Origin of the sequence: Arhodomonas sp. KWT2 (assembly GCF_041949875.1) — a bacterium.
In the GTDB taxonomy this organism is placed as follows: domain Bacteria; phylum Pseudomonadota; class Gammaproteobacteria; order Nitrococcales; family Nitrococcaceae; genus Arhodomonas; species Arhodomonas aquaeolei.
This window is the reverse complement of record NZ_JBHFPQ010000049.1, coordinates 1-15805: the sequence shown is the minus strand read 5'-3', so window position 1 is coordinate 15805 and position 15805 is coordinate 1. Positions and strand designations below refer to the sequence as shown.

The window sequence follows — 15805 nt, the reverse complement described above, 5'->3', positions numbered from 1 at the left end:
GATCCCGGCCGTGCGTGCCGCACGCGCGGCCCGAACCCGATTCAACGAGGAGGCACAATGGAGCAGCTCAAGTCCACCATCGAGGCGGCGTTCGAGAGCCGCGCCGACATCCGCCCCGACTCCGGCGCACCGGAGCTGCGCGCAGCGGTGGATCGCGCACTGATGATGCTCGACCGCGGCGAGGCCCGCGTCGCCGAGAAGGTGGGGAACGAGTGGCAGGTCAACGAGTGGCTCAAGAAGGCCGTGCTGCTGTCGTTCCGGCTCAACGACAACCAGGTCATGCGCAGCGGAGTGACCAACTACTTCGACAAGGTCCCGCTCAAGTTCGCCGACTACAACAGCACCGAGCTGCGCGACTCCGGCGTGCGCGTGGTCCCGCCGGCGATCGCCCGCCGCGGCGCCTATATCGCCCCCGGCGCCGTGCTCATGCCCTCCTACGTCAACATCGGCGCCTATGTCGGCGAGGGCACCATGGTCGACACCTGGGCCACCGTGGGCTCGTGCGCACAGATCGGCCGGGGCGTTCATCTCTCCGGCGGTGCCGGCATCGGCGGCGTACTCGAGCCGCTGCAGGCCAACCCCACCATCGTCGAGGACAACGTGTTCATCGGCGCCCGCTCGGAGATCGTCGAAGGCGTGATCGTCGAGGAAGGCGCGGTGATCTCCATGGGCGTGTTCATCGGTCAGAGCACCAAGATCTACAACCGCGAGACCGGCGAGGTCCTCTACGGCCGCGTGCCCCGCGGCGCGGTGGTGGTGCCCGGCAGCCTGCCCGCCGAGGACGGCAGCCACAGCCTCTACTGCGCGGTCATCATCAAGCAGGTGGACGCCGGCACCCGCGAGAAGGTCGGCATCAACGAGCTCCTGCGGCCGTGATCCTCCACGGGCTGAAGAGCTGCGAGCGCTGTCGCCGGGCACGCCGCCACCTGGAGGGGCTGGGGGTGGCGTTCACCTTCAGCGACCTCCGCGAGAACGGCGTCGACGCCCCCGCCCTGGCCCGCTGGACGGACGCCGTCGGCTGGGAGCGGCTGCTCAACCGCCGCAGCGCCACCTGGCGGCAGCTCCCCGCCGGAGACCGGGAAGGTCTGGACCGCGGGCGCGCCATCGAGCTGATGGCCGCCCACCCCACGCTGATCAAGCGCCCGGTGCTGGAGCACGACGGCGGCGTGCTGGTCGGCTACCGTCAGGACGACTACGAGGCGCTGGGCTGAGATGTCGGAGACCCTGGAACTCACCTGCGAGCTCATCCGCCGGGCCTCGGTAACCCCCGAGGACGCCGGCTGCCAGGACCTGCTCGTCGAGCGGCTCGACCCGCTCGGCTTCGCCTGCGAGCGTCTGGTCTTCGGTGAGGTCACCAACCTCTGGGCGCGCCGCGGCAACGCCGCACCGCTGTTCGTCTTCGCCGGCCACACCGACGTGGTCCCCACCGGCCCGGAGGCGGACTGGTCAAGCCCGCCGTTCGAGCCGACCCTCCATGAGGGCTTGCTCTACGGCCGCGGTGCCGCGGACATGAAGGGAAGCGTGGCCGCCTTCGTCACCGCGGTGGAGCGCTTCGTCGCCCATCACCCGGAACACGCGGGCAGCGTCGCGCTGCTGATCACCAGCGACGAGGAGGGCCCGGGCATCAACGGCACCCGCCGCGTGGTCGAGTACCTCGGCGAGCAGGCCGAGCGCATCGACTACTGCCTGGTCGGCGAGCCCAGCTCCGAGTCACTGCTGGCCGACACCATCAAGGTCGGCCGCCGGGGCAGCCTCCACGGCCACCTCACCGTCCGCGGCATCCAGGGGCACGTGGCCTACCCCCAGCGCGCGCGCAACCCGATCCACGCGTTTGCCCCGGCACTCGCGGCACTGGCGGACACGCAGTGGGACCGGGGCAACGACAGCTTCCCCGCCACCAGCTTCCAGGTCTCCAACATCCGCGGCGGCACCGGCGCGACCAACGTGATCCCCGGCCAGCTCCACGTGGACTTCAACTTCCGCTTCTCCAACGAGGTCACGGAGGCGGACCTGCGTCACCGCACGGAGGCCATCCTCGCCGACCACGGCATCGACTTCGCTCTGGAGTGGGTGCTCTCCGCACGGCCGTTCCTGACCGAGCGCGGTCCCCTGCTCGCCGCCACCATGGACGCCATCGAGACGGTGACCGGGCGGACGACCACCCCGTCCACCGCCGGCGGCACCTCGGACGGGCGCTTCATCGCGCCGACGGGCGCCCAGATCGTCGAGCTGGGACCGCTCAACCGCAGCATCCACCAGATCGACGAGCACGTCGCCAGCGAGGACCTGGAGACCCTGTCCGCCATCTACGAGGGCATCCTCGTGCGGCTGCTCATGCCCGGGCACTGACTCACAGCGGCTCGACGCGCTCCGCGATCCGGCCGCCCGTCACCAGCTCGCGGAACTCGTCCGCCAGCCGCTCGCTCTCGGCCACGGCGCGGGACCAGTGCCGCTCGCGCTCGTCGTCCGGCAGCTTCAGGAAGTCCCGCCGGTCCGGAACCCGGCCGCCGTAAAGCCGTGACAGGTAACCGGCGCCGGGCGCCAGCACCACCGTCCGTGAGGCCCGCGCCAGCCGACTGCGGCGCCAGCGCAGCGGCTTGTCGAACCACCCCGGGACCAGGTGCGGATAGAAGTGCGGCTGCAGCACCAGCCCCGGGCCGGGATCGAAACCGCCGTCGAAATGGTAGTCCGTCAGGCCGCCGTCGTAGTACACCCCCGGCCCCGCCCCGGGCACCGCCGTCACCGGCAGCATCACCCCGGGGATCGAGCCGGACGCGAGCAGTGCCGCGTCCGCGTTCTCCGGCGTCAGCGCCACGTAGCGCGTCGACAGGCCGTCGTCGAACCGGGCGGCGGCGCCGTCGCCACCGCCGTGGAAGACCACGCGCTCGACGAAGGCACCGAGGACGTTGCGGCGCACGAGATTCGCCAGCGCCGCGCCGCCGAGCCGCCACCGGTGGCGCCACGGTGACGACCCGGGCGCCATCCCGCGCAGGCGCCCGGCCACCAGGTTGATCCGGAAGCGCGGATGGGCTAGTGCGGTCCCCGCGCCCTGCCCCTCGAACACCGCCGACAGGGTGCGGCGGGCCATGTCGGTAACGAAGGCCGGAGACGGCCGCGCCGGGTAGCGCTGCCCGCGATAGGCACGCTCGAAACGGGCGAACGCCTCGCGGGCATCCGGCAGCGCCGCACAGGCCACCCGCCAGGCCCCGGACGACGCCCCCAGCAGGGTTACCGGCGGCCCCTCACCGGCCAGAAACTCAGCGAACAGCGCCACGTCGAGGCCGTAGACGCCCAGCCATTTTGGGCCGCCGGAGGCGGCGGTGACCGCGCTCACGTCGGCGGCACGGAGGCCGTGCTCGCGCAGCCGCCGCCGCGCCGCCGTGCCAGCGAGCACCCGCAGCGCCGGCTCAGCCATCCGTCACCTCCCCGGGCCGATGGTCCGGCTTGAGGCGGATGTAGAGCGTGCGCTCGACCACCGCCACGACCTCGCCGTCACCGTCGCGAATCGCAACTTCGAAACACTCCAGATGCTTGTCGCCGCCCGCCGTGGCGGCACGAATGGCGGCCAGCCGGGCCTCGTCGAGCTCGAATCGCGCGGTCACCGTCCCCCGACCGGGGCGTCGGTAGTCGATCCGCGCGCTCCGGTCCCAGACCCAGTACCGCGATCCCAGGCTGTGCAGGAGCAACAGCATGTAGAACGGATCCGTCATGGCGAACAGGCTGCCGCCGAAGTGCGTTCCAACATAATTGCTGGTCCAGCGCCGGTGATGCAGCGCTACCACCGCCCGCCGCCAGTCGGGGGTGATCTCGCGCACGCGTATGCCGGCACCCAGAAACGGCGGCCAGAGATTCATCAGCCGTCCCAGCCATCTCGCCGAGATGCGCATTCCGCCCTCCTCCGGCCCGCATCCGTCACCCCGGCCGAATGGCCCCGATCACCGGCGGGCCGCCCGCGCGTGCCGATGCGTGAACACCGGCATCCGCCACGCCGCGCCGATCGCAGGGCGATCCGATAAGACATGCGGGCTGATCGAAAGGTGCCAGCCTAACGGCTACCGGCAGCGGCCGGAACCGTACGCTCCGGCGACGGGGTTGCTCAGAGGAAACGCGCCCAGACGATGCGCGCGAGCATAGCGAGACAGACCAGCACCACCAGCGGGCGGATCAGCGCCACGCCGCCCCGGATCGCCATGCGCGCGCCCAGCACCGCACCGGCGAGCTGACCGACGATCATCGCCGCGCCCACGCCCCAGAGGACATAGCCGCCGCTGATGAACAGGATCATCGAGGCGATATTGCTGGTGACGTTCAGCACCTTGGTGAGCGCCACCGCACGGCGGGCGCTGGCACCGAGGAGCGCTACCGCCGAGGCGGTGAAGAACGAGCCCGTGCCCGGGCCGAAGAAGCCGTCGTAGAAGCCGATGGCCGGCGCCGCCGTGAGCCCGTAGCCCAGCCGCCCCATCCGGGGCTCGCTCTCCAGATCGCCGAGCCGCGGCGAGAAGGCGAAGTAGAGCACCATCACCACGAGCAGCAGCGGCAGGAGCCGCTCCACGACGTCATTGTCCATGTACTGTACGAGCAGCGTACCCGCCCCCGCGCCGACGAACGACGCGACGATCAGCCCCCGCGCCCAGGACAGGTCCACCCAGCCCTGGCGGACATAGCTCGCCGCCGCGGTGAACGCCCCCATCGTGCCCTGGAGCTTGTTGGTCGCCAGGGCGTTGAGCGGTGGCACGCCGCTCAGCAGCAGTGCCGGCAGCGCAATCAGGCCGCCCCCGCCGGCAATGGCGTCGAGCCAGCCGGCGGCGAAGCCCACCGCGGCCAGCAGCAGATAGAACTCCGGGGCAACGGCCCATTCCACCGTCGCGACTCCTCTGTCATCGGATACCGGGAAGGCGGGACCATCGCCGGCCCCGGCGGATCAGCCCCGGGGCGGCGTGGCCTCGAAACGGCCGGCACGGCGGTCCTTGCGGACCCGCCCGGCCTCGAACACGCGGCCGTTCATGGCGATATAGACTCCCGGGACGAGCAGCTGCACCGCCGCCAGCGCGAAGCCCAGGTTGAACGGCGCATCGGTCTCGCGCATGCGCGCCGGCTGCATCGCGCCGACCAGCACGATGGTGCGCCCGTCACCGCCCGCCAGGGCCTCGGCGGTCTCCGCCATGGTGTCGGTGCCATGGGTGATGATCACCCGGCGGGCACCGGAGGCCTCGACACGCGCGCGCAGCGCCCGGCGGTCGGCGTCGGTGAGCTCCAGGCTGTCCTTCGCCAGGACGGCCTCCACCCGCCAGGCGACATCCACCCTGGCCTGCTCGAGGATCCCCGGCGCCTGCGGCTCGCCCACGCGGAACTCGCTCAGGGCGTCGGCGTAGACCTTGTCGAAGGTACCACCGGTGGCGAGCACGAGGATCCCGTCATCCGCCCCGCTCACACCCGGCGCGCCCCCGCGGCCGCGATGCTCACCCCGAGGGCGATCAGCACACCCCCGATGATGCGCTCGAACCAGTGGCCGAGCCGGGCGAAGCCGGCACGCACCCGGGCATGACCGAAGGCCACGGCCAGCAGCGAGAACCACGCCGCCGTCGCCACCGCCATGTATCCGCCGTAGGCGACCTGCAGAGCCAGCGGCGTGTCCGCGCTGATCACCACCGAGAACAGCGAGAGGAAGAACAGCGTGGCCTTGGGGTTGAGGCCGTTGGTGAGAAAGCCGGTAACGAACGCCCGGTGCGCCGCCGGTGCAGCCCGCCGCGCGACGACCGAATCCGTCGCCGCGTCCGCGGGACGGGCGCGTAGCGCGCGCACGCCGAGCCATACCAGGTAGGCCGCGCCGAGATACTTCATCAGCGTGAACGCAAGGATCGACTGGGAGACGATCAGCCCGATGCCGAGCAGCGAGTAGGCGACGTGCACCAGGATGCCCGTGCCCACGCCGAGGCTGGTGAGCACCCCCAGACGGCGGCCGTGGCCGACGCTCTCGCGCACGACCACGGCGAAATCCGGACCGGGGCTGGCCACCGCCAGCAGATGGACCGTCGCCACCGTAAGGAACTCCGGAAGATATTCCATGACGCCCTCGCGCAAGCCGTTCAGACGACTACTATACCAGCGGCACGGCCGCGTCAGGCCCCGGCCACCCGCGCGACGGCGCGCTCCAGGCGGACCAGGGCCTCGTCCACCTCGGCCTCCGGGATGATCAGCGACGGAGCGAGCCGCACGACGTCCGGCCCGGCGATCAGCGTGAGCACGCCCTCGTCCAGGGCCGCCCGGAGGATATCCCGCGCGCGTCCGGCCCACTCCGGCACCAGCTGCGCACCGACGAGCAGCCCGCGGCCGCGGATCTCCGCGAAACAGCCGTGGGCGGCGTTGATGCGCTCCAGCCCGGCCCGCAACCGCTCGCCGCGCTCACGCACCCCGGCGAGGACGTCCGGCTGGGAGACGATATCGATCACCTCCGCGGCTACCGCGCAGGCGAGCGGGTTGCCGCCATAGGTGCTGCCGTGGGTCCCCGGCTGGAAGACCTGCGCCACCGCCTCGCGGGTGAGCATCGCGGAGATCGGGATGCCGTTGCCCAGCGCCTTGGCGGTGGTGAGGATGTCGGGCTCCACGCCATAGCCCATGTACGCGTAGAGATCGCCGGTGCGCCCGACGCCGGTCTGGACCTCGTCGAAGATCAGCAGCGCACCGTGCTCGTCGCAGACCCGGCGGGCCGCGGCGAGGAATTCCGCGTCCGCGGGGGTCACGCCGCCCTCGCCCTGCACCGGCTCGACCAGCACCGCGCAGGTGCGCGAGGAGACCGCGGCCTCCAGCGCGGCGATATCGTTGTAGGGCACATGGCGGATGTCTCCCGGCAACGGTCCGAACCCCTCGGTGTACTTGGGCTGGCCGCCGGCGGTGACGGTGAACAGCGTGCGCCCGTGAAAGCCCTGCTCGAAGGCGATGATCTCCGTGCGCGCGGTCTCGCCGCGGTCGTAGGCATAGCGGCGCGCGAGCTTGAGGGCCGCCTCGTTGGCCTCGGCGCCGGAGTTGGCGAAGAACACCCGGTCGGCGAAGGTCAGCTCCGTGAGCCGGCCCGCCAGGGTCATCGCCGGCTCGGTGGCGAACACGTTGGCGACGTGCCACAGCCGCCCGGCCTGGCCGGTGAGCGCGGCCACCAGCCTCGGGTGGGCATGGCCGAGCGCGGTCACGGCGATGCCGCCGGCCAGGTCCAGGTACTCCCGGCCCTGCTGGTCCCACACGCGGGAGCCTTCCCCGCGCACCGGGATCACCCCGGCGGGGTTGTAGTTGGGCACCATGACGGTGTCGTAGAACGCGCGATCGGGATGCGATGTGGTCATTGGACTCCTCGTTGCTGATCGGGGGGACTCATGCGCCGGCGCGCTGGAAGGCGTAAACGCTGCCGAGCCCGAGCAGCCGCGTCAACTCGTCCAGCGCCGCGCGGGACTCCGTGAGCAGCTGCGGGTCCGCCAGGTCGGCGGGGGCGAGGCGGTCCCGGTAGTGCCGGCGGACCCAGTCGGCGAGGCGCCCGTGGCGGTCGGCGTCCAGCCATACGCCCGGCGCGCACGCCGCGGCCTCCTCGTCGGTGAGCACCACCCGCAGCCGCAGGCAGGCGGGTCCGCCGCCGTTGCGCATGCTCTGGTGGACGTCGCGGTAGACGACCCGGGCGAACGGTGCGCCGTGGGCCTCGCAGCGGGCCAGGTAGGCCGCCACCGACGGCACCCGCCGGCAGGACTCCGGCACGACGAGCGCGCGCTCCCCCGCCCCGGTGGTCACGATCTGGCTGTTGAACAGGTACGACGCCACCGCATCCGCCAGGGGCACGTCCCGCTCCGGGACCTCCACCACATCGAGCCCGGGCACCGCCCCGGCAAGGCGTTCCAGCACGGCGTCGTGCTCGGCGAAGGCCCGCTCGTGGGCGAACAGCAGCCGCTCGTGGCCGACGGCGATCACGTCGTTGTGGAACACGCCGGCATCGATGGCCTTCGGGTCCTGGCGGGCGAAGACCACGCGGGCCGGATCGAGGCCGTGCAGGCGGGCCACCGCCTCGCTCGCCGCCCGGGCCTGGCGTGCCGGATAGCGCTGCGGCCCGGCCTGGCCGTCGCCGCCGAAGACGAACAGAGAGACGCCGGGGGCACCAGGGGTGCCGGCAAAACGCGTGTGGTTGGCCGCGCCCTCGTCGCCCAGGCCGGGCGTGGCGGGCAGCGGCTCGTGATGCGCGAACCGGGGCCCCGCGGGGAAGATCGCGCGCAGCACCCGCGCCGTGGTCGGCGCCTCGATGCTGCGGTGGAGCTGGCTCACCAGGTTCGCCGGGGTAAAGTGCACCCGGGCGTCGGCGGTGTCCGCCGAGGGCGAGACGGTGGCCGCGTTGGCGGTCCACATCGCCGCCGCCGAGCTCGCGGCGGCGAGCAGCCGCGGGGCATCGGCGGCCGCGCGCTCGAGCACCCGGGCGTCATCACCGGTGAAACCGACACCGCGCAGCAGGGACAGGCAGGGGCGCTCGTGGGGCGGCAGCACCGCCTGGGCGACACCGAGGTCGGCCAGCGCGCGCATCTTCTCCAGGCCCTGCAGCGCCGCCTCCCGGGGGTTGGCCACGAGCCCGGCATGGCGCATCGAGGCGATATTCCCCCGGGCGAGTCCGGCATAGTTGTGGGTCGGCCCCACGAGGCCGTCGAAATTCACCTCCCGTGCGGTCACAGCGTCACCCCGGGAGGCAGCGTCTCCGGCAGCGCCGGTGCCTCGGTCATCAGCGAGGCCACCGGATAGGCACAGTAGTCCGCGGCATAGTAGGCGCCCGGGCGATGATTGCCGCTCACGCCCACGCCGCCGAACGGTGCCGCCGAGCTCGCCCCGGTCAGCGGCCGGTTCCAGTTCACCACGCCGGCCCGGACCTCGCTGCGGAAGCGCTCGAACGCCGCCGCGTCGCCACCGATAAGCCCGGCAGACAGGCCGAAACGGGTGTCGTTGCAGCGGGCGATGGCGTCGTCGAGCCCGTCGTGCCGGCTCACCCGCAGCAGCGGGCCGAACCACTCCTCGTCCGGGACGTCGATGCCCTCCACGTCCACCAGTCCCGGGCGCACCCGACCGGTGCCCTCGCGCAGGTGGGCGAGCGGCTCGATCACCCGGCCGCCCAGGGCGGCCAGACGCTCCTGGGCGTGGACGAGGACGCGCGCTGCCGCGTCGCTGATCACCGGCCCCATGAACACCTCGGGATCGTCGTCGCAATCGCCCACCCGCAGCGCACGGGCCGCCCCGGTCAGTGCCTCCAGCAGCCGGTCGCCTTCCCTGCCCCGTGGCAGGTAGAGCCGCCGGGCGCAGCTGCAGCGCTGGCCGGCGGTGGCGAAGGCCGACTGCAGCGTGAGCAGCGCCGCCGCCCGCGGATCGGCCCCCGGGAGCACCACCAGCGGGTTGTTGCCGCCCATCTCCAGGGCCAGGATCTTCTGCGGCTGACGGGCAAGGCCCTCATGGAGGGCCAGCCCCGTGGCCTCGCTGCCGGTGAACAGCAGCCCGTCGATCCCCCGCGCCGAGGCGAGCGCCCGGCCGGTGTCGGCACCGCCCTGCACCAGATTCATCACGCCGGCCGGCAGGCCCGCCTCGACCCAGGCGTGCACGGTGGCCTCCGCCACCGCCGGGGCCTGTTCGCTGGGCTTGAAGACCACGGTGTTGCCGGCCAGAAGGGCCGGCACGATGTGCCCGTTGGGCAGGTGCCCGGGGAAGTTGAACGGCCCGAACACCGCCATCACGCCGTGGGGGCAATGGCGCAGCTCGGCGCGCACCGGGGACTCGGCGAGCACGCGCTCGCCGGTACGTTCGTCCCGCGCCTGGCGCGAGATCGCGACCTTGGCGATCATCGCGTCGACCTCGCCGCGGGCCTCCCACAGGGGCTTGCCGGTGTCCTCGGCGATCACCCCCGCCAGCGACTCCCGGCGCTCGCGCAGCATCGCGGCGAAGCGCTCCACGACTCCGGTGCGCTCGTCCACGGACAGCCGTGCCCACGCCGGGAAGGCGCCACGCGCGGCAGCCACCGCCTCATCGACCTGGGCGGCGTCTGCGCCCCTCCCCTGCCAGCAGGCCTCGCCGGTGGCGGGGTCCAGCGAGGTGACCGCCTCGCCCCGTCCGGCCGTCCAGGCCCCGTCGATATACAGCGACGCGTCACTCATCCAGTGCCCTCCCGAGCCAGTGCATGTGCCGCGCATCCGGGTCCACCGGCACCGCGCGGACCGTCTCCCCCGACGGCACCGCCAGTGCCCCGGCCACCGCCTCGTCGACCACTGCCTCGTTGCCACGCACCTCCAGCGGCGCGAGCACACAGCGGAAGGCGGACCAGCGCATGGTCGCCACCAGGCACTGGGGACTGCCCGCCGCCGGCTGCCCCGGGGTCAGGCGCAGGGCCCGGCTGCGTATCACGGCGTCGATGCCGCCGATACGCGCCTCCAGGGTCGCGCCGCCGTCGAAGATGTCCACGTAACCCTCGTAGTGGAAACCCTCCGCCTCCAGCAGCGTCCGGGCCCGGCGGGTATCCGGGTGGACCTCGCCGATGACCTCCTGCGCCGCCGTCGGCAGCAGGGGGACGTAGATCGGATTGCGCGGCATGAGCTCCGCGATGAAGCGTTTGCCCCGGGTGCCGGTGAGGTAGTCCGCCCGGCGGAAGGGCATGGAGAAGAAGTGCCGGCCGAGGCCGTCCCAGAACGGCGAACGGCCGCGGGCGTCGGTGACACCGCGCATCTCCGCGATCACCTTCTCCGGGAAGTGCTCGCGGTGGTTGGCAAGCAGCAGCAGCCGCGAGCGCGACAGCAGCCGCCCGAGGCCGCCGCCGCGGTGGCCGGCGTGCAGGAACAGCGAGCCCACCTCGGTGCCACCGGTGTAGTCGTTGTTGAGGTACAGCGTGGGGATGACCCGGTGCACGCCCAGGGTCGGCGAGGCATGCACCACCGTGCTCACCCGATAGCTGTAGAACGGCTCGCTCAGGCCGATGCCGGTGTGCAGACCGGTGGTGCCGACCACGGCGCCGGTGTCCAGGTTCTCGAGCACGAACAGCAGCGCCCGCTCAGCATCGGCCAGCCGCGCCGGCCCGGCCTCGACGGTTTCCAGCGACGTCTGCACCCGCCGCGCCAGGGAATCGCGGTCCCGGGGCAGCGAGGTCATGCCCACGCCGGTGCCCGTCACCAGCTCGCAGAGGACATCGATATCGGTCTCACGGACCGGCCGGATCACGTGCATCGCCGCCCTCCGGAAACGCCGCGTCCCCCGTCGCGAGCGCCACCAGCAGGCTGCCCACCAGCCCGGCACGCTCGACCAGGGAGTCGATCTCCATGTATTCGCTGTCGCTGTGGATACCGCCGCCGACCACGCCCAGGGTGTCGACGTTGGGCAGCCCGGCGGCGGCGAGGTTGTTACCGTCGCAGCACCCCCCGGTGGGGGCCCAGTCGAGGGTCCCGCCGGTGACCTCGGCGCAGGCCCTCAGTGCGTCCAGAAGGGTCTGCTGGCCCGCGCTCATGGGCTTCGGGGGGCGCGAGAAGCCGCCGTGGAGGGCCACGGTGTAGTCCGGCGGCGCATGGACCGAGGCGACGGCCCGGTCGAGCTGATGCGTCACCCAGGTCGCATCGTCGTCATCGGTGACGCGCACGTTGAAGCGCACCACCGCCCGGTCGGGGACCACATTGCTGGCACCGCCACCGCGCACGAAGGCGGGATTCACGGTGACACCGGGACGCTGGCCGTTCAGGCCGTCGATGGCGGTAATGAAGCGGGCCGCCGCGGCGACGGCGTTGCGGCCCAGGTGGTGCTCACGGCCCGCATGGGCGCTGCGGCCGGCGAACACGGCGGTCCAGTTGCCGCTGCCCCGGCGGGCCCCGGCGAGCGTGCCGTCCGGCAGCGAGGGCTCGAACACAAGGCCGGCCCGATGACGGGCGGCCGCGGCCTCCAGCACGGGGGCGGATACCGGCGAGCCGATCTCCTCGTCGGGGTTGAGGATCACCTCCCAGCCGATGCGCCCCGCGGCCGGGCCGGACTCAAGCGCGTGGAGCGCCTCGCGCATCACCACCAGCCCGCCCTTCATGTCCGCCACGCCCGGGCCGCGCAGCCGCGGCCCCTCCCGCCAGACCGACTGGAACGGGGAATCCGCGGGGAACACCGTGTCCGTATGGCCCACCAGCAGTACCGACGGCGCACCGGGCACCTCCCGGATCAGCCGCACCAGCGGCCCCAGTGTCTCAGAGCGGTGCCCGCCGTCGTCATCCACCCGCTCCCAGGCCGGCAACGTCTCGGTCACCACCTCCGCACCGAGCCCGTCGAATGCCGCCGCCACGGCCTCCGCGACCGCGTGCACGCCGGCGGTGTTGGTGCTGCCGGAATTGATTGCGGCCAATGTCTCGACCATCGCCAGGGCCTCATCGCGCCGGCGGGCTATGCCCTCGCGCAAGGCCGTGTAGATCGCGTCGCTCATCGCACCCTCCGTGTGGCCCCCACCCAGCATAACCGGCAATCGGCGTGTTTGCCCGGCCTCAGCCGGCGCACCGTTCTGTTAGCTTCCTAACAATGTTTTTGCTATCCTAACCGGTTCGGGCGTACGCCCGAATCTCCCGGATTCCCCAGGCAGGACGCCACCAGCAACGCTGGATTGACCGTCCCAGACCCCGGAGAACACAGCCACCATGCCCGGACCCATGCGTCTTCTGCGACGTCTCCTCCCGCGCCGGCCGTCGCGCCGGGGCCTGCGTACCCTGCTGCTGCTCGTCGTGCCGCTCGTGGCGGTCGTCGTCGGCAGCGGCTTCTACCTCCTCGGGGGGCGCTACGTGACCACCGAGAACGCCTATACCGGCGCGGACAAGGTGATGATCTCGCCCCAGGTGCCCGGACCCGTCACCGACGTGGCCGTTCACGAAAACGACGCCGTCGACGCCGGCACACGGCTATTCACCATCGACCCGGCGCCCTACCGCGCCGCCGTCGACAAGGCCGAGGCGACCCTGGCCAACGCGCGCACCCGCATCAGGACACTCAAGGCCCAGTATGCCGAACAGGCCCAGGCGCTGGCGGGCGCACGTCACGACCTGGACTACGCCCAGCGCGAATACGAGCGTCACCAGCGACTCGCCGAGCGCGGCGTCAGCTCCGAGTCCGAACGCGACCGCTACCGCCACGAACGCAATCAGGCCCGGGACAAGGTGGACCAGCTCGAGCGTGCCCTGCAGCGCATCCGCGCAAGCCTCGCCGGCGACCCGGACATCCCGGTGGAGCAACACCCCGATTACCGCGCGGCCGCAGCGGCCCTGAAGTCCGCCCGGCTCGACCTGCAGCACACGCAGGTGACCGCGCCGTTCGCCGGCCGCGTCGCCAAGGTGCCCGATCCGGGGCAGTACGTGACCCCCGGCGGCAGCGCCATGGCGCTGGTGGCGAGCCACAATGTCTGGGTCACGGCCAACGTCAAGGAAACCGCGCTCACCCATGTGAAGGCCGGTCAGGCGGTAACCCTGTACGTGGACACCTACCCGGACGTGCACTGGAACGGTCACGTCGAGAGCATCGCCCAGGCCACCGGGGCGGAGTTCTCCGTGCTGCCAAGCCAGAACGCCACCGGTAACTGGGTCAAGGTGGTCCAGCGCGTGCCCGTGCGCATCGCCATCGACGACGGTCCCTCGGACCGGCCGCTACGCGCCGGCCTGAGCACCGAGGTGAAGATCGACACCGGCTGGCACCCTCGCGGCCCGGCATTCCTGCAGGGGGTCGTGGCCTGGGCACGTGACGCGGTGGCGCCGGCCGTCCACGCCGGGACCATCGACGGCGATCGATGAACGAGGCGGCCGCGACGCCCCACCGCGGCCTGGTGACGGTCTCCATCATGCTGGCGACCATCATGCAGGCCCTGGACACCACAATCGCCAACGTCGCCCTGCCCCACATGCAGGGGGCGATGTCCGCGACCGAGGAGCAGATATCCTGGGTCCTGACCTCCTACATAGTGGCCGCCGCCGTGGCCACACCGCTGACCGGTTTCCTGTCCGCGCGCTGGGGCCGCAAGCGGCTGTTTATCGCCTCGGTGGCCGGCTTCACCGTCGCCTCCGTGCTCTGCGGCGTCGCCCAGTCGCTGGATGAGATCGTGCTCTTCCGCCTGCTCCAGGGCATTTTCGGTGCCGGGCTGGTACCGCTGTCCCAGGCTGTACTGCTGGACACCTTCCCCCGGGAGCGACACGGCTCGGCGATGGCGATGTGGGGTATCGGGGTGATGGTCGGGCCGATCCTCGGTCCCACCCTCGGCGGTTACCTCACCGAGTACTACAACTGGCGCTGGGTATTCTTCATCAATCTGCCTTTCGGACTGCTGGCGCTGGCGGGGATCCTCGCCTTCGTGCAGGAGACACCGCGGCAGGACCGGCGTTTCGACGTCTTCGGCTTCGCCCTGCTCGGGATCGCCATCGGCGCCCTCCAGCTCATGCTCGACCGGGGCCAGAGCCAGGACTGGTTCGCCTCCGGCGAGATCATTATCGAGACCTGCGTGGCCGCGCTGGGGCTGTACCTGTTCGTCGCCCACACCCTCACCGCGAGGGACCCGTTCCTCCACCCCGCGCTGTTCCGGGACCGCAACCTGCTCACCGGACTGGCGTTCATCTTCCTGGTAGGGGTGATCCTGCTCGCAACGCTCGCCCTGCTGCCCCCGTTCCTGCAGAACCTCATGGGCTATCCGGTGGTCACCACCGGCCTGGTGCTCGCGCCCCGCGGACTCGGGAGCATGACGGCGATGTTCCTGGTCGGCCGGCTGGTCAACCGGGTGGACATCCGCTGGCTGATCACCCTCGGGCTGTGCCTCACCGCGACGTCGCTGTTCGGCATGGCGCAGTTCAACCTGGAGATCGCGCCGATGGCGGTGGTCTACACCGGCATCATCCAGGGTCTGGGGCTGGGCTTCACCTTCGTGCCGCTGAGCACCATTACCTTCTCGACCCTCGCCGAACACCTGCGCACCGAGGCCACGGCCCTGTTCAGCCTGATGCGCAACATCGGCAGCAGCATCGGCATCTCCGTGATGGTCACGCTGGTGGCGCAGAACACGCAGATCAATCACGCCGTGCTCGGCGAGCGGCTGACCCCGTTCAACACCGCGCTCACGGGCCTGAGGCTGCCCGGCGGCCTGGATGCCACCCACGGCGCCGGCCTGGCCTGGCTCAACGAGGTGCTCACCCGCCAGGCCGCAGCGATATCCTATCTCAACGATTTCCGGCTGATGGCGGTGATCACCCTCGCCTCACTGCCACTGCTGCTACTGTTCCGACGGCCGAAGCCCCACCGGGACGCAGAGGGGGACGCGGAGGCAGCACCGGAAGAGGCGCCGATCGAGGCGTGATAGCAGGGCGCTGAAACGCCGCGTTGCTCACCGTGCATACAGCAGATGCACTACCCCGGCTGGCGGTACCGGCTCACCATTGATTACCGCATCTCGATTCACCGGTAACTGCCGTCGGGCTGGCGTTTCAGTCCGTAGTAGCTGGGGCGTACGCTGTTGTGCTCCTCCTGCCAGCGGCGGGAGCGGGCGATGGCCTCCTGGACCTGCTCGTCGGTCATCTTCTCGGCCAGCGCCTCTTTCTTCTCGATGTCGCCGGTACCGCCGAGGTCGTACATCATGTACGCCTTCACCAGGTCCTTTTCGGTGCCAATGCCTTTCGCGTAGTAGTCACCAAGACGGCCCTGTGCTGTTAGGTCATCCATTTCCGCTGCTTTTTTTAATAATTGAAACGCTTTTTTTTCGTTTTTATCGACTATGTCACCTCGCAAGTACCGGCCAGCTAGTTCCCACATGCCATCGGTCGCACCGCTC

General features: G+C 71.3%; 16 protein-coding genes. 5 read left to right on the top strand and 11 right to left on the bottom strand.

From position 1 onward, the window contains the following. Positions 1-57: 57 nt before the first annotated feature. The 3 genes from dapD to dapE are packed head-to-tail and all read left to right on the top strand — an operon-like array spanning position 58 to position 2349. Positions 58-876, top strand: a complete 819-nt coding sequence (dapD, locus tag ACEZHJ_RS12420; protein ID WP_375036561.1) for a 2,3,4,5-tetrahydropyridine-2,6-dicarboxylate N-succinyltransferase — start codon at positions 58-60, stop codon at positions 874-876. After that, positions 873-1211 carry a Spx/MgsR family RNA polymerase-binding regulatory protein gene (locus ACEZHJ_RS12415; RefSeq protein ID WP_163142568.1) on the top strand — a complete coding sequence of 113 codons (339 nt, stop codon included), beginning with the start codon at positions 873-875 and terminating at the stop codon, positions 1209-1211. The genes dapD and ACEZHJ_RS12415 overlap by 4 nt, the downstream gene beginning before the upstream one ends. A gap of 1 nt (position 1212) precedes the next feature. Further along, entirely contained in the window at positions 1213-2349 is a 1137-nt protein-coding gene (gene dapE, locus ACEZHJ_RS12410) for a succinyl-diaminopimelate desuccinylase (protein ID WP_163142571.1), read from the top strand. A gap of 1 nt (position 2350) precedes the next feature. Here the strand turns inward: dapE and ACEZHJ_RS12405 are convergent, their stop codons facing one another. From ACEZHJ_RS12405 to ACEZHJ_RS12360, 10 genes are all read right to left on the bottom strand, one after another. After that, the gene (locus ACEZHJ_RS12405) at positions 2351-3415 is read right to left on the bottom strand and encodes a patatin-like phospholipase family protein (RefSeq protein ID WP_163142574.1); all 1065 of its coding nucleotides are present in this window, start codon (positions 3413-3415) and stop codon (positions 2351-2353) included. Beyond that, positions 3408-3887 (bottom strand): DUF4442 domain-containing protein, encoded by a 480-nt coding sequence (locus ACEZHJ_RS12400; protein ID WP_375036560.1) that lies wholly within the window; start codon positions 3885-3887, stop codon positions 3408-3410. The genes ACEZHJ_RS12405 and ACEZHJ_RS12400 overlap by 8 nt, the downstream gene beginning before the upstream one ends. Before the next feature lie 209 nt (positions 3888-4096). After that, complete coding sequence (locus ACEZHJ_RS12395; RefSeq protein WP_018718318.1) at positions 4097-4861, bottom strand: TSUP family transporter; 765 nt, start codon at positions 4859-4861, stop codon at positions 4097-4099. A 60-nt stretch (positions 4862-4921) separates the two neighbouring features. Then, positions 4922-5431: an asparaginase domain-containing protein gene (locus ACEZHJ_RS12390; protein WP_205599850.1), complete on the bottom strand. Its 510-nt coding sequence runs from the start codon at positions 5429-5431 to the stop codon at positions 4922-4924. Beyond that, entirely contained in the window at positions 5428-6066 is a 639-nt protein-coding gene (locus tag ACEZHJ_RS12385) for a LysE family transporter (RefSeq protein ID WP_163140921.1), read from the bottom strand. Before ACEZHJ_RS12385 ends, ACEZHJ_RS12390 begins: the two co-directional genes overlap by 4 nt. A gap of 53 nt (positions 6067-6119) precedes the next feature. Then, on the bottom strand, positions 6120-7334 hold the full coding sequence (locus ACEZHJ_RS12380) for an aspartate aminotransferase family protein (protein WP_018718315.1): 1215 nt from the start codon (positions 7332-7334) through the stop codon (positions 6120-6122). A gap of 28 nt (positions 7335-7362) precedes the next feature. Next, positions 7363-8691: an N-succinylarginine dihydrolase gene (gene astB / locus ACEZHJ_RS12375; protein ID WP_163140918.1), complete on the bottom strand. Its 1329-nt coding sequence runs from the start codon at positions 8689-8691 to the stop codon at positions 7363-7365. Continuing rightward, on the bottom strand, positions 8688-10154 hold the full coding sequence (gene astD, locus ACEZHJ_RS12370) for a succinylglutamate-semialdehyde dehydrogenase (protein ID WP_163140915.1): 1467 nt from the start codon (positions 10152-10154) through the stop codon (positions 8688-8690). The genes astB and astD overlap by 4 nt, the downstream gene beginning before the upstream one ends. Beyond that, on the bottom strand, positions 10147-11214 hold the full coding sequence (locus ACEZHJ_RS12365; RefSeq protein ID WP_163140912.1) for an arginine N-succinyltransferase: 1068 nt from the start codon (positions 11212-11214) through the stop codon (positions 10147-10149). The genes astD and ACEZHJ_RS12365 overlap by 8 nt, the downstream gene beginning before the upstream one ends. Beyond that, on the bottom strand, positions 11189-12439 hold the full coding sequence (locus ACEZHJ_RS12360; RefSeq protein WP_375036559.1) for a hydrolase: 1251 nt from the start codon (positions 12437-12439) through the stop codon (positions 11189-11191). Before ACEZHJ_RS12360 ends, ACEZHJ_RS12365 begins: the two co-directional genes overlap by 26 nt. Positions 12440-12647: 208 nt before the next feature. On the opposite strand from ACEZHJ_RS12360, the gene ACEZHJ_RS12355 reads away from it, so the two are divergent. Together ACEZHJ_RS12355 and ACEZHJ_RS12350 are read left to right on the top strand one after the other, a co-directional pair. Beyond that, on the top strand, positions 12648-13787 hold the full coding sequence (locus ACEZHJ_RS12355; protein ID WP_205599849.1) for an HlyD family secretion protein: 1140 nt from the start codon (positions 12648-12650) through the stop codon (positions 13785-13787). Next, on the top strand, positions 13784-15334 hold the full coding sequence (locus ACEZHJ_RS12350) for a DHA2 family efflux MFS transporter permease subunit (protein WP_259202946.1): 1551 nt from the start codon (positions 13784-13786) through the stop codon (positions 15332-15334). Before ACEZHJ_RS12355 ends, ACEZHJ_RS12350 begins: the two co-directional genes overlap by 4 nt. A 98-nt stretch (positions 15335-15432) precedes the next feature. On the opposite strand, the gene ACEZHJ_RS12345 is transcribed toward ACEZHJ_RS12350, so the two are convergent. After that, on the bottom strand, positions 15433-15805 hold a 373-nt coding region (locus ACEZHJ_RS12345; protein WP_375036107.1), incomplete at its 5' end, for a tetratricopeptide repeat protein.